The sequence below is a fragment of the Streptomyces sp. NPDC030838 genome, assembly GCF_055572035.1.
Genome location: NZ_JBVIED010000011.1, coordinates 273589 through 287531, shown reverse-complemented (window position 1 = coordinate 287531; position 13943 = coordinate 273589). Strand labels below are relative to the sequence as shown.

General features: G+C 70.6%; 11 protein-coding genes. 1 reads left to right on the top strand and 10 read right to left on the bottom strand.

Annotation, left to right across the window (positions count from 1 at the left end; genetic code table 11):
• Positions 1-518 precede the first annotated feature (518 nt).
• The 5 genes from ACZ42A_RS26995 to ACZ42A_RS26975 form a co-directional block, all read right to left on the bottom strand.
• Positions 519-1397, bottom strand: coding sequence for a phytanoyl-CoA dioxygenase family protein (locus ACZ42A_RS26995; protein WP_468529845.1), 879 nt, complete (start codon positions 1395-1397; stop codon positions 519-521).
• 43 nt (positions 1398-1440) lie between these two features.
• Positions 1441-2661 carry a phenylacetate--CoA ligase family protein gene (locus ACZ42A_RS26990; protein WP_468529844.1) on the bottom strand — a complete coding sequence of 407 codons (1221 nt, stop codon included), beginning with the start codon at positions 2659-2661 and terminating at the stop codon, positions 1441-1443.
• Positions 2658-3848, bottom strand: coding sequence for a hypothetical protein (locus ACZ42A_RS26985; RefSeq protein ID WP_468529843.1), 1191 nt, complete (start codon positions 3846-3848; stop codon positions 2658-2660). Before ACZ42A_RS26985 ends, ACZ42A_RS26990 begins: the two co-directional genes overlap by 4 nt.
• A complete protein-coding gene (locus ACZ42A_RS26980; RefSeq protein WP_468529842.1) occupies positions 3845-5950 on the bottom strand; it encodes a DegT/DnrJ/EryC1/StrS family aminotransferase in 2106 nt (701 codons plus the stop codon). The genes ACZ42A_RS26985 and ACZ42A_RS26980 overlap by 4 nt, the downstream gene beginning before the upstream one ends.
• A gap of 63 nt (positions 5951-6013) precedes the next feature.
• Positions 6014-7114, bottom strand: coding sequence for a radical SAM protein (locus ACZ42A_RS26975; protein ID WP_468529841.1), 1101 nt, complete (start codon positions 7112-7114; stop codon positions 6014-6016).
• 368 nt (positions 7115-7482) lie between these two features.
• On the opposite strand from ACZ42A_RS26975, the gene ACZ42A_RS26970 reads away from it, so the two are divergent.
• The gene (locus ACZ42A_RS26970; RefSeq protein WP_468529840.1) at positions 7483-8265 is read left to right on the top strand and encodes an AfsR/SARP family transcriptional regulator; all 783 of its coding nucleotides are present in this window, start codon (positions 7483-7485) and stop codon (positions 8263-8265) included.
• Positions 8266-8330: 65 nt separating this feature from the next.
• Here the strand turns inward: ACZ42A_RS26970 and ACZ42A_RS26965 are convergent, their stop codons facing one another.
• The 5 genes from ACZ42A_RS26965 to ACZ42A_RS26945 are packed head-to-tail and all read right to left on the bottom strand — an operon-like array spanning position 8331 to position 13939.
• Positions 8331-9548 carry an endonuclease/exonuclease/phosphatase family protein gene (locus tag ACZ42A_RS26965; protein WP_468529839.1) on the bottom strand — a complete coding sequence of 406 codons (1218 nt, stop codon included), beginning with the start codon at positions 9546-9548 and terminating at the stop codon, positions 8331-8333.
• Complete coding sequence (locus ACZ42A_RS26960) at positions 9545-10549, bottom strand: glycosyltransferase family 2 protein (protein WP_468529838.1); 1005 nt, start codon at positions 10547-10549, stop codon at positions 9545-9547. The genes ACZ42A_RS26965 and ACZ42A_RS26960 overlap by 4 nt, the downstream gene beginning before the upstream one ends.
• Before the next feature lie 54 nt (positions 10550-10603).
• On the bottom strand, positions 10604-11512 hold the full coding sequence (locus tag ACZ42A_RS26955; protein WP_468529837.1) for a UbiA prenyltransferase family protein: 909 nt from the start codon (positions 11510-11512) through the stop codon (positions 10604-10606).
• A gap of 10 nt (positions 11513-11522) precedes the next feature.
• Entirely contained in the window at positions 11523-12545 is a 1023-nt protein-coding gene (locus ACZ42A_RS26950) for an NAD-dependent epimerase/dehydratase family protein (protein ID WP_468529836.1), read from the bottom strand.
• Positions 12539-13939, bottom strand: coding sequence for an aspartate aminotransferase family protein (locus tag ACZ42A_RS26945; RefSeq protein ID WP_468529835.1), 1401 nt, complete (start codon positions 13937-13939; stop codon positions 12539-12541). The genes ACZ42A_RS26950 and ACZ42A_RS26945 overlap by 7 nt, the downstream gene beginning before the upstream one ends.
• Positions 13940-13943 lie beyond the last annotated feature (4 nt).

Here is a 13943-nt window from a genome sequence, read left to right as displayed (position 1 = left end):
CCTCCCCCAGCGTACGGCGAAAGGGAGGGCCCCGCACTGCACCGCTTGTCCTCCCCCCCCCCCCCCCCCCCCCCCCCCCCCCCCCCCCCCCCCCCCCGACAAGCTCGGAGGGCTCGGTGAACTCCATGGTGTAGTCGGACCCGAGGTGGTAGTCGATCCAGATCCGCTCGCCGGCGTCACGCACCGTGCGGGCCAACTCGGGTACGCGGTCGGCGCGTTGACCGAGCAGGGCGGTCAGGGACGCGCGCAGCTCCCGCTGGGCGGGCACGTGCGTGGGGTCCCGGATCACCGCGGCGTATGTCACGGCAGCGGGCGTCGCCGCGACCAGCGCGGCAAGCGCGGCGTCGACCGCGCGATAGTGGTCCTCGCTCTTCGACCAGTAGTCGGCGGCGATGTCCGGTACGGCGGGGTCGTGGGCCAGCACGGCGTAGGCCGTCAGCCGTTCGGCCAGCTCGTCGATGGCGGACTGCCCGTGGGTCGGGGTCATGGGGTTGCTCCGTTCGGCTGCGGTCGGGGAATCAGGCTCCGTCGTCCGCCGACCAGGGACGCTGCCAGCGCGTGTCGGCTCTGTCGCCGGAGCGGACGAACCGAACGTCGACGGACAAGCGCATGGCGGCGGTGGTCGTGTCCAGCGACGCGTGGATGATCTGCGGCACGTGCACCAGCAGGTCGCCGGCCGCGAAGTCGGCGCACAGCCAGCGACGGCCGAGACGGCGGGCCGTCAACGCGAGGTCGTGGGAGATGGGCCGCCGGTCGTGCGGGCGGTCCGTGACGTCGCGCAGCGGTTCGTAGTCCTCGGGCGCCAGCGTGTGCGAGCCCTCCAGGTAGATCAGCGGCCCGGTCGCGACCGGGCAGTCTCCGACCGGGATCCACATGGTCAGCACCCTGGGCGGGGCCGCGTCCAGATAGTCCATGTCCACGTGGGCGCGCGAGGCGCGGCCCGTCCCCCGGTGGAAGTTCCGAAGGATCCGTCGGGGCAGCATCTCGGACGGGCCGCCCAGCAGGGCCTCCGCGATCGCCCGCAGCCGCCTGTCCGCCAGGAACCGCTCGAAGGGGGCCGACCGCACGAAAGCGTGCGCCGGGTGTCCGGCGACGCCGTACGCGGGCAGCCCGTCCGGAACGGTGCCGGAGAACACGCCGTCCTCCGGCCGGGTACCGGGCTCCAGGTAACCCCGCGGAAAGAGGGAGAAGTACTCCCCGCGCAGGCGCAGCACCTCGGAGCGGTCCAGGACGCCGGGCACGTACAGATACCCGTCGGAGCGCAGCCGTTGCCGCAGGGCGGCCGGATCGTCGAGCCGGTCGGCGCTGGGTCTGAGAGGGCCGAAGAGGTCCGGGGATAACGGGATGGGCAGGCCGTTGGAGTACAGGTCGGCCGCCGGTGGTGCGGAAAGCGTCATGATCGAGGTCCTTGGCGTCGAAGAAGCCGGCAGGGGCGGGATGTCAGTAGACGCCCTCCGTGGCCTCCTCCTCTGAGGCATCTCCTTCGTACGGCCGCACGGCCGCCACTCCGTCCCAGGGGAACCAGGGGTGCGGGCCCGTGCGGACGGCGCTGTCGCGCTCCAGGAGGTTCGGGATGAACAGGTCTTCCAGGAGGGTCGTGGCCCGTACCCGGCCGCGCTCCCCCACGGCCACCTGCCGCCAGGGATCGTGCGGATCGACGACGGTGAGCACGGCGAAGGGCGGCGGCAGGTGGTAGGTGTGCGTGACCTTCTCGCCGGACACCGCGTCCGCCGAGGTGTCCTGTCCGGGCGCGGTCACGCCCGGCACGGCCGTCCCCGGGCTCAGGTCCGCCTGGAGCGCGTGTCCCACGAGCGTGTTGCCGTAGGTGTCGATCCACTGGACACCCATCAGGTGCTCCGCACGCAGAAACTCCGCCTCGGCCGGAGTGCATGACGTACCACCGGTGCACACGGCACGCACGCCGTACGTGTACAGCGGGCGGGGCAGCCGCATGGCCAGCTCGACCAGCAGCCGGGAGGTGCTGAACAGCAGTTCCGGACGCTCCGCGGTCAGCAGGTGAAGCGTCTGGGCGATCAGGTGCTCGGTGTACTCGCCGGCTTCGCCGCCCGCCCGCAGTGCCGCCTTCACCCATCGCGGATCGAAGTCGATGCTGTGCACCGCGCCATGCCAGCTGTCCGCGAGGGCCTCGACGAAATGCCCGTAGGCGTGCGGGCCCATCGGGGTCATCGCCAGGATGTCGCCCCCGCGCAGGCCGCGCGCCTCCAGCATGGTCCGGTACATCTCCACGTCGTACGCGAGCCGGGTGACGTTGACGATCCGGCACGGGGTGCCGGTCGTGCCACCGGTCTCGAACACGCGGAAGGGCCGGCCCCGATAGCCGCGCGGAATCAGGTCGCGGGCGCGCGCGGTGCGCAGTCCGGTCTTGTCGAAGAGTCCGAAGAGCCGCAGGTCCGCGAAGCCGTTCACGTCCCTCAGCGGGTCGAAGCCGAGGCTGGCCCGGAGGGAGAGCCAGAAGGGCGATCCGGTCTCGGGCGAGAAATGCCACCGCATCATGCGGCGTGTCCAGGCATCGAGGTCGACGGTGAGTTCCGGTACCCGCTCGCGCATGGTGGTGTACGCGGTCGCGGCGTCCGGGGCGGAGCCGCCGCTCGGCGGGCCTGGTACGCCGCCTTGTCGGGTACCTGGTGTGGTCGTCGTCATGCGGTTCTCCTCGGTGCCGCCGACTGCGGCGGTTCGTACACGAACAGGGACTCGTCCGCGATCCGCGCCGCGTCCCGCTCGCTCACGGTCACCACGGCGGCGAACGGAAAGGGCACCTCATGACCGATCAGCGGGTGCCGTAACGGGTCATCGGGGCTGTCGCCGACGAGCACCAGGTGCGGTGTCACGCAGGGGGCGCCGTCGGGCCCGGCGACGACCGGCGGCCGGCGGGTGAGCAGCCGGTCTCCCGGGCGCATCCGCTCGGCCACGGAGCGGGCGGCGCGCTCCGCGGCGCCCGGCTCCCGGCTGACGGTCAACGGCCAGCCGTCGGGGCGGAGTCCGTCGAGTGCGGCGGCGAGCCGAGTTGCCAGGGGCTGGGCAGGGCCGGCGCACACGACGGTGCGCACACTGCTGCAGAACCTCCCGGCGTCGGCGGCGATGAGCGGCACCAGCCACTCCACGGCACGGTCCGGATGCAGAGGCGCGGGTACGAGCGCGCAGCCGCGGCCGGGTCCGTGCAGGGTCAGGCCCGGCAGGGAGCGGACGGACCGGGCCAGACCCGAGCCGCCGAAGACCACTTGACGGTCGGTCCGGCGTATCAGGCCGGGGAGTGCGCCTTGGCCGGTCGGGTACAGGGCGATCCGCTCGGCGGGCCATCCGGCCCTCAGCAGGGCCGCCACCAGGCGTGCCGCGGACAGTGGTTCGCGACGGCTCGGCCGGATCCACACGGCCGCGGACCGCTCCACCTGTTCCAGCACCGCGGCGAGGCAGGTGAACGTGTTGCCGGGCAGTGCTACCAGTGCCAGCGCCTCGTCGTCCGCGGGCCGCGGTCGCTCGACGAGCCCGGTGCGCAGCATCGCGCACCAGCGGTCGGTCAGCGACGCCGGGATGCCCGCGGTCCGCCACAGGGCCGTGCGGAAGTCCTCACCGCTCTGCGGTCCCAGCCCGCCGACGTCGAGGACGCCGTGCTCGAACTCGTGCAGCGCCTCCAGGAGCAGTCCCCGGCGGTCGGCCGGCGCGGTGGGCAGCCCCGGCGCGGCGTCGTCCCACCAGCGGCGGTCCGCGGCGACGACGATCTCGGGGACGAGGGCCAGCCGCACACCCGTGTCCCCGGAGAGCGTCGCGATGTCGAGCGACGGGTGCCAGGCACCTCGGCGGAAGGCGTGGAGGAGGGCACCGGGCGTCACGACAGTTCGCTGCGCAGCGCGGAGACCACCCGTGCCTGCTCGGCGTGGGTGAGGGACGGATACAGCGGCAGGGCGATGTGGTGCCGGGCGAACCACCGGGCTCGCGGATGGTCCTGGGACCCGGCGCGGTCGGCGAAGAAGGGGTGGTCGCACAGCAGGTGGTCGTACACCTCTCCGGCGAGGTGGATCCCGTGCCGCTCGCGCAGTTGCTTCTTGAGCAGGCCGCGGTCGGCGGACTCGTCGAGATACACCAGGTACTTGTAGTAGTTGCTGCTCACCCGGCCGGGCATCGGGTGAGCCCTCAGCCCCGGCACCCCGGCCAGCAGGTCGTCGTAGTGTGCGGCCAGGTCCCGGCGGGCGGCCAGGGTGCGGCCGAAGCGTTCCAGGTCCACGGTGCCCACGGCGGCGTGCAGTTCGCTCATCCGCCAGTTGCCGCCCGGCCGGTCGTGCAGGGTGGAGCCGACCGCGCTCTTGCCGTGGTCCCGCCACCGCCGTATGTGGTCGAGGTCGCCGGTGTCGGCGCAGCTGAGCAGTCCGCCCTCGGCGCTGGTCGCGACCTTGGTCGGAAAGAAGGAGAACGCGCCGAAGCGGCCGAAGCCACCCGCCGGGCGGTCGCCGAGCGTGCTGCCGAAGGCATGGGCCGCGTCCTCCAGGACCGGTATGCCGCGTTCGCGGCACTGGTCGAGGACTCCGTCGAGCGCCGGTGCGACGATGCCGCCGATGTGGACGGGCACCACGGCCGCGGTGTCCGGGTGGCGGTCGAGCGCTGCGGACAGTGCCTCCGGGTCCATGCCGAGGCCGTCGAGCTCCAGGTCGACGAAGTCGACTCGGGACGCTCCGGCTCGCACGGCTGCCGCGGCCGTCGCGAAGAAGGTGTTGGCGGGCACGAGGACGGTGCGTCCCTGAACACCGATCACCCGGAGGGCGATCTCGAGTGCGGCGGAGCCGGACGCCACGGCGGCACCGGGGCGGCCGGTCCACTCCCGGGTCAGCTCCTCGAACCGGGCCACCAGCGGACCTTGAGTGAGGACTCCCGACTCGAGCACGGCGTCGACCCGGTCGGTGACGGCGCGCCGTTCGACCGCGTCGAACCGGATGCGCTGGGCGGCCACGGCCGCGGGCGCCGACGGGCGCTGCGGGAGGGCCCGGGTGAAGAAGGCCACGGCATGGTCGACGTGGGTGCCGTGTCCCATGGGCAGCTCCAGTATCTCGGGTGCCGGCGCATGGGCCGCCGAGTAGGCCGCGCCGACCGCCCGTCCGGCGGCTCGGGCGTCGTCGGTGTCCAGGTAGGGGTCGGACGTGCCGAACTGCAGCTGGAGCGGCGTGGGGGCGAGCGCCCCGTACAGTGCGGGCAGATCCGTGTACTCGAGGATGCCCGGCAGAACGGCGCCTTCGAATCCGGTCAGGTGCCGGGCGTACAGGGAGGCGTAGGTGCCCAGGTGACCGACTGCGCAGAGCGGCGGCTCGTCCTCGCAGAGCAGCGCCGTGTGCAGGGCGACGGCCGCGCCGAGGCTGTGTCCGAACAGCCCGACACGGCCGGCGTCCACGCGCTCGTGCGCGCGCAGGAGATCGAGGACGCCGAGGGCGTCACCGACCAGGGCGCCGAGCAGGGAGTGGCCGGTGAGCGCGAAGGCGTGGGCGAGAAGGGTCCCTTCGTCGCGTCCGCTCAGCCGCCGCGGGTCGAATCCGCCGGTGAGGGCGTATTCGAAGGTCAGCGTGGTGAATCCCGCGCGGGCGAGGTGTTCCGCCATGTTGCGGTCCGGGTGGTCGGGGACGACTGCGCCGGTGAGCTGTTCCCGACGGGCGTTCTTCCCACCCAGCACCAGGATGCCGGGACCGTGCGCGGACGCGGGTGAGAGCAGGGTGGCCCGGAACTCGCCTCGAACGGGGGAATCGAGGACCCATTGCTCCCGGTGCAGTCCGTCGCGTACGTCGACGCTGGTGGCGACGGTACGCACCGGCACGCGTTCGACGCGTGCCAGCCGTTCGACCGTGGAGCGGATCCGGCGGGACCGGACCGCCGCCTCCACGTCCGAGTCGGGAGCGGAAGGTGAGGGCGTCGGCCGGGCTTCGAGGAGCCGGGCCAGGTGGCGGAGCTGCATGGCGAGTCGGGCACCAGGTTCTGTGAGACGGCGGAAGAGTCACCGGACGCGGACGGTGGTGCGTCAGACGAAGTCCTCGTGCAGCGTGCTCGGCATCTCCACCGCGTAGGCGTCCAGCGCCTGCTCCAGCTCGATCTGTCCGCGGTGCAGCTGCTCCAGCAGTTCGTTCTGCGGTCGGTAGAAGCAGGACTTGCACAGGTCGGTGCGCCGGGGGTTCGCGGACTCCCACTCGGCGCGGGGTCCGCCCTCCAGCACGTTCAGGTAGCCCTGGTCGAGCACATTGCCGATCAGGTAGCGGCTGTTGAGGTGGACCTGGGGGCAGGGGTAGAGGTTGCCGTCGGCGCCGACGGCGGTGACGAAGCGGCTGTAGTGGCAGCGCTCGAAGTCTCCCTCCACTGTCTCGACCTGGTCCATCGGGCCCCGGTCGAGCTTGGGGACCGAGACCTCGAAGTCGTCCGAGGAGAGCGCCTTGGCCTCGTTGAGCGCCTCCGCGATCTCCGGCATGACCGCTTCGATGGTCTCGTGCCCCAGGGCACTGTAGAACTCGGGCTCGAAGCGGACGTAGTGAGCGCCCGCCTCCCGGCCGATGCGGGCCGCCTGGAGGATCTCCCGGTGGTTCCGCTCGGTGATGACGAAGTTGAAGCCGATCCGGAAGTCCGGGGCCACCGCGGCCTCGCGCAGCCTTCCCACCGTGTGGACGAAGGAGGTGAACGTGCGCTCGCGGTCCCGGGTGATGGCGTTGTAGGTGGCCTCGGTTCCGGCGTTCAGTCCGATCCGCACCCAGGTGTGCGTGGCGGCGACGGTGTCGGCGACGGCCGGCCGGCCGAGCCTTGACCCGTTGGTGATCAGCCCGATGCGCAGCCCCGCGTCATGGCCGGCGCGGGTGATCTCGGCGTATCCGGGGTGGATGGTGCACTCGCCGCTGCCGCAGAACGTCACCGCCCGGCCGTCGTTCGCGGCGAACTCCCGCAGAAGGGCCACGGCCTTGGCGGTGGGGATGGCGTCCTTGAACGAGAACAGGTCATAGAACTGCTCTTCGTTCGGAGAATGGAAGTTGCAGAAGTGACAGCGCTGATTGCAGGCGCCCATAATACCGATCCGCATATGGATCGGCTTGAACTCCTGATCGGCGACGAACCTTCGCAGCAGTTCTCCATGGGCCATCACTTTTTGCGGGGAATGAGCCTGGTCAAGACTGACGACGGGCAATTCCGTCCTGCCGTCGGCGGTTACGGCCGAAGGGTTTCCAGCGCTCCCGGCAATATTCACGATCCCCCCAAGTGCAGCCAACTGGTTGGGTGTTCGATTGGTGCAGACCAACCGTAGAGAGGCGTTCATGAAGCTGTCAACCAACCCTTCACAGCGGAGGGTTGCCCCGGCGGGCCGCTCCACCAACCCGTATCAACTGAGGTCGCAGGCATGATCGAACGGAGAACTCCCTTGACAGTCAGCATTGGTCCATACCAGGCTGTCCCGGGTCCCGAGCCGGAACCCGGAGACTATTTCTCGAAAGCTCAAGGTACGGGGGGCACATGCCTGTCATCGTCAAAATTCTTGGCCCGCCGAGCGTCACGGTCGACGGCAGATTAGTACCCATAGGGGGGAGACGGGCCCGGATCGTCCTCGCGGTGCTGGCACTGGGGGCGAATTGGGTCGTACCCGTCAATGATCTCGTCGATGCCGTGTGGGGATCCTCCCCGCCGACCAGCGCCCGCACCCAGATTCGCATCTGCATATCTTCGATGCGTCGGAGCTTCGCGGCGGCCGGCGCCCCGAACCTCATCGAGACCCATCCGCAGGGATACCGACTGAGCCTCGCCGAGGACCAGCTGGACGCCGCGATCTTCGACGCCCGAGTGCGCCGAGCGCGGTCCCTGGCCGCGGGCGGCCACCTCAAGGAGGCAGCCGACACCCTGCGCCGGGCCCTGTCTCTGTGGACCGGTCCGGCCCTTGTGGGTCTGACGAGCCCGCCCGTGGAATCCGGCGCGCGTCGCCTGGAGGAGGCGCGGCTGCGCGCGGTGGAGGAACGGGTACGGCTGGACCTGGAGCTGGGCCGGCACCAGGACATCATCGGCGAGCTGATGCAGCTCGCCGCCGACCACCCCTACCGGGAGCATCTGCACGCTCAGCTCATGCTGGGGCTGTACCGATCGCACCGAACGGCCGAGGCCCTGGAGGTCTACCGGCGGATACGTTCCACCCTGGTGGAGGAACTGGGTATCGAGCCGGGAACGGAGCTGGCCGAGCTGGAGAAGTCGATCCTGCTGGGCATGGAGCGGGACCAGGTCGTCGGCAACGGGGCGCGGGCGAGCTGAGACGGGCCCACGGACGGCGGCGCGGAACCGAGGGGCCGCGCCGCCGCTTCGGCGCGCCCGCCACCTCACAGCGACAGCCACAGGTCCTGCAACCGGTGTTCGGACAGCCCGTCGGTGGGCCGTAGGTCGTATCGGTGCACCTGTACCGGGCCCGCGGTGAAGGCCCAGTCCACCCGCCACAGCGGCAGCGGTCGGTTGAACACACTGTCCCAGGCGAAACCGGCGGGAGCGCCGAACTTCCAACTCAGCGGAATCAGGTCGTCGTTGGCGCGCAGCGCGTCGTCGGCCCGGTCTTTCAGGCCGTCCATGTCGCGCATGGCGTCCGTGGCGTTGAAATCCCCGGCGATCAACGTCGGATGGGGATTGCGGTCGAGGTCGCGCTCCAGTCCGCGGAACTCCTCCTGCCGCCAGGCGAACTTGCGGGCGAAGTAGGAGTCGAAGTCGTAGCCCGAGAAGAGGTTGAGATTGTCGACGGCGAGCGGCACCGTGATGTGGACGTTGTAGACGCTCAGGATCCTGTCGCCGACCTTCAGGTCCGTGCGCATCACCTTGTCGCGGGCGAAGACCTCGGTGAAGGGGGTCCCGGGGTTGGCGTCGATCTCGGCCCCGGGGCCGACCGGCGGCTGGGCGACGATCGGGAACCGGGACAGTGTCAGCAGCTCCCCTCGGCGCGCGATGTGGTAGCCGGGGAACTCCGCACGCAGCCGGGCGTCGTCGCGCAGCTCCCGGTAGCCGTCCTCTCCGAGGCCGGCCTGCCATTCCACGTGCTCCTGCAGGAGATAGACGTCGGCCGGGTGCCGGTGCAGCAGCGAGAAGACCTTCTCGGGGCTGGAGGCCTGTCCCCAGTACTGGGTGTTGAGCGAGACCACGTGCAGCGCGCCCGGCGGCACCTTCCCCGGGTCGCGCCACAGCGCGGGCCAGTTCAGGCCGGATCCGGTGACGAGTGCCATCAGCAGCGCGGCCGAGGTGAGGCCCGCGGCCCACGGCCGCCGTCGGCCGCAGGCGGCGGCACTGGCCACGAGCAGGACGAGCGGAACACCCACCAGCAGCAGCGGGGGTGCCGCGTCCAGCAGGATGGCCCAGTGCCATCGTCCGCTGACCAGCCATCGGACGACGGCGTACAGCAGCCAGATCCCGGCCACGGCGACAAGGACACGCCCGTACCACAGCCGGAGCAGGCGCCCGGCACGACGCAGCCTGCTCGCGCCGGTGCCCTGCCGGGGCGTGGCCGGCACCTCCTCATCACCGGTCCGCGGATCGGCGACTGCGGGTTCGGAGGTCACGCGGTCACCTCTCGTTGGTACATGCGGCGGAAGCGACGGCTGAACACCCACTGGGTCAGTCCCACCGCGAGGCCGGCGACGACAGCCGTGTTCATCAGTAGGTGGCAGCCGATGAAGAACAACAGGAAACCGGCACTTCGGTGCCTGGCGACGAAGACGTACTGCCCCCAGTCGGCCAGGATGAACAGGAGGAGCGCGGCGGCCGGCACCACCGCGGCCGGCGGCCACACCGCCACCGCGGGCAGACTGACCAGCGTCAGCGCCGCCAGCACGGATGCCGCCGCGCGCCCGCCCGTCTCCATGCCCTGCATCGCCCGGCCCCGGTCCAGGTAGAACGGCACCCGCAGCCGGCTGCGCAGGAACGCCTTGCGCAGCAGCGGGCGCATCTCGGTCTCGTCGGCGAGACGGCCGCGGATGCGCGAGGTCAGGAGCATCGGGTGGAGCGCGGCGAGCCGTTCGGCGTGATCGATCTCCTCGGTCTGGCGCAGCGCCGGATTGAACCAGCCCGCCTTCAGGAAGGCGGACCGGCGAACCGCGCCGAGAGCGTAGTAGCCGCCGCTGACCAGGCCCTCGGCGCTCTTGCGCCAGTAGTGGTACTGGAGGATGCGGTAGTCGCAGACGAGCCCCTCATCGAACAGCGGCTCCTTGTCCGGGATACCGAACACGGCGCCGTACGAAGGGTTCTCCTCGAAGAGGGCCACGGCCTCGGCGACCGCTTCCGGGTGCATGGTGACGTCGGCGTCCAGGAAGAAGATGATGTCGCCGGACGCGTGCCGGACGCCCAGATTGCGGGTGGCGCCCGGGCCGCCGTTGCGCTCGGCCCGCACCAGCGTGACCGGGTGCCGCGCGGCCAGCGCGGCCGAGTCGTCCGTGCTGGAGTCGTCCACGACGATCACTTCCAGCTGGGGATATGTCTGCGCTCGCACGGAGTTCAGGCACAGGTCGATGGTGCGGCGGTCGTTGTACATGGGGACGACCACCGACACGAGGGGTGCGGCCATGGGAGGGGTCCTCGGTCGGGTCGGAAGACGGGTGGAGGTGGGCCGGCTGTCGGACTAGGTCAGTTGGAAGACCAGCAGCAGGGCGGCCCAGAGTGAGGAGTTCGTGCACATCACGCGGTCGCGCAGCAGGACTCGGACCGGGCTGCCGCCCTCGGCCTTGACGACCACGATCTGGAGGTAGCGGAACAGCGCGAACAGGGCACAGGGGGCGGTCAGCAGTGCGCCGGCCTCGTAGCCGGACTCGGTGCGCAGGTAGAGCAGGTAGCCGACCATGGTCAGCGCCGAGCACATCACCAGCACCAGGTCCAGGAAGTGAGTGGAGTAACCGACCAGCGCGGGCCGGTGCCCGGTGCCCGAGACGCTCAGTTCGTGGCGGCGCTTGCCGAGAATCAGCAGCAGGCACAGCGTCAGGACCGTCAGCACGAGCCAGCCGGAGACCGAATGGCCACTCGCCTGGTATCCGCCGAGCAGCCGCAGGACGAATCCGGTGGCGACGATGAACACGTCGAGCAGCGGAAGGTGTTTGAGTCGCCAGCTGTAGGCGGCGTTGACCAGGAGGTAGACGGGCACCGCCCACACGCCCTCGGGGGCGAGCAGCACCAGCAGCGGCACGAGGAGGGCGGCGAGGGTGAGGCCGAGGGCCGTGGCGGCCGCCCGGCTCACCTGGCCGGAGGCAAGCGGCCGGTGGCGTTTGACGGGGTGCCGCCGGTCTCGCTCCACGTCCGCCATGTCGTTGACCACGTAGACGAGCGATGAGGCCAGGACGAAGGCGAGCGTGGCGATGGCAACGCGGCCGGCGGCCTGCCAGCTCCAGGCGGCGCCCAGCAGCGGCAGCGGCACCACCAGGAGGTTCTTCGGCCACTGACCGGGCCGGATGAGGGCGAGCAGGCCGGCCGTCGGGCTCCGGACCGGTGCGACGTCCTCGGGTGTGGCGGGCGTGGCCCGTTCGTCCAGGAAGCTCATGGCGTGCTCCTCAGAAGAAGATCTTCGCTGCGGACAGCAGTCCCTGGCGCCACGGATCCCGGCTGGTACGGCCGGCGGATCCGCCGGAGGGGGCCTCGTGACGGGCGGTGCGCCACCACTCGTAGGTACGCAGGACGGCGTCGCGGTTGGAGTACTTGGGGGTGAAGCCCAGCCGTCGCGTCGCCTTGTCGATGCTGACGTAGGAGTCTTCCATCAGCTTGAACAGCAACCGGCCGTACACCGGGGACAGCCGGGCCTTCTGCAGGGCGTTCAGCACGCCGAGGGCCGGCCGGGCGGGCAGGCCGATGACGCGCTTGCCGTGGCCCGCGGCGTCCAGGACGGCCTGGAAGTCCTCGCGGATCGTGCCGAACTCGGCGGCGGCCAGGTTGTAGGTGTCGTTGGCGATGTCCTCCGGCGCGGTGAGCACGGTGACGATCGCGTCCACCAGGTCGTCGATGGCGAACATCTGGATGCGTACGTCGCCACGTCCCAGCACCGGGAAGTTGCGGCCCTCCTCCGCCCACTCGAACAGCATCGAGAACAGTCCCATGCGGCCCGGCCCGACGAAGGTCTTGGGCCGCAGGATCGGCACGCACATGCCCTGTGCCCGGTAGCGCTCCGCGACCTCCTCGGCGGCGGCCTTGGCCCGGCTGTAGGTGTCCACGGGCTCACGCGGGTATTCCTCGGTCGTCGGGACGACCCGGGGCAGCCCGTACACCGCGGTCGAGGAGATGTGCACCACACGTGGTGTGCGGGCCGCACTCGCCGCGGCGAACACGTTCTTCGTGCCTCCGACGATGATGGAGCGGATCTGGTCGTCGGGGTAACTGGGCAGCGCGGCCGCCGCGTGCACCAGGACATCCGCGCCGTCCACCGCCTGCCGCATGACCTCCCGGTCACGGATGTCCCCGACGAACGTCACACCCGGTCCGGGGCGCAGGTCGACTCCCCGCACCTGCCGTCCGTCGGCCAGCAGCCGCTCGGCGAGGCGGCCGCCGAGCATACCCGCCGCGCCGGTGATCGTGATCACCACTGAGAGCTCACCTTCTGCTTGATGAAACGGGTGACCAGCCGGCCCAGGCCGCGGCCCAGGACCTCACCGAGTGCGTCGACCGCGCGCTCGGCCTCGTCGGGCTCGGTGACCAGTGAGGGGCCGAGGATCAGCGGGTTGCGGCCGTTGAGCGTGTAGTAGGCGAAGATGTCGTGGTCCTCGTACAGGGCGTTGATCACCGCGCAGGTGACCAACTTGGCCTTGAACCGTGGGTCCTTGGCCATGCCGCCCGGTGCGAGCTTCGCCACCAGGTCGAGGACCTTCGGGCCGCCGTCGAGGAAGACGCCCCACAGCGCGCCGGCGCCCGCCACGTGTCCGATCGCGTCGGGGTGCTCTTTGGCGAGCCGGGCCAGCCCGGGTTCCAAGACGGCCTCCAGGGCGCGGGCGCGCGCCGGATAGTCGTCCTCCACCGCGATGTTGACGGCCTCCAGTGCGGTGGCGCACTCCTCGCCGAAGCCGTAGTACGTGGTGGAAGTGGAGTTGAGCAGGGCGTCGCCGAGATTGTCGTAGGCCTTGCGGAAGACGGGCTCGCGCGCGACGTAGGCGGAGACGGAGGACTTGCCGCCGCCGAAGGACTTGGAGGTGGTGACCACGTCCGGTATGAGTCCGGGGTAGCGCATGAAGTAGAACATGCTGCCGGTCTTGCCCCAGCCCGTGTAGATCTCGTCGAAGATCAGCACGATGTCGTGCCGGGTGCACAACTCCCGCAGACCACGCAGGAAGTGCTCGGAGCACCACTGGATGGTCGAGGCGCTGAAGGGCTCGATGAGGATCGCGTAGACGTCCTTGGGGTGGCGTCCGATCGCCGAGCGGACCGAGTCCAGGTCGCCGTAGCGGAAGGTGTCGATCCCGGGAATGGTCGGAAAGGAGAACTGGTTCTGGCCGGTGAGCCCGCCCGATCCGAGCAGCTTGCCGTGGAAGGCGCAGTCCGCGCGCAGGACGGTGCCGCGCTTTCCGTTGTGGTACTTGTACGCGAGCTTGACCGCGCCCTCGACCGCCTCCGCTCCCGAGTTGGGCAGGAACGACATGGTGAGGTCGCCGGGCATCACCTCGGCGAGGTTGTGACCGAGCGCGGCCAGGTAGGGCGAGAAGTAGGTCTTGTGGACCTCCATCCGGCGCTGCTGGGCGAACCGCTCGCGAACGGCGAGGATCCGGGGGTGGTTGTGACCGTGGTTGAGGACGCCGACGCCGCCGGTCAGGTCGAGGACGCGTCGGCCGTCCTTGAGGGTGAGGTAGGCGCCCTCGGCGTGGTCGACGAGTTCGCGGCCGAAGCCGAACGAGGTCATCAGGGAGACCTGGCTCTTGTTCACGTGACGTCGGTAAAGGTCGTGTACCTCGCCGACCTCGAGTCGTTCGGCGTCATCAAGGGTGTACACGGAT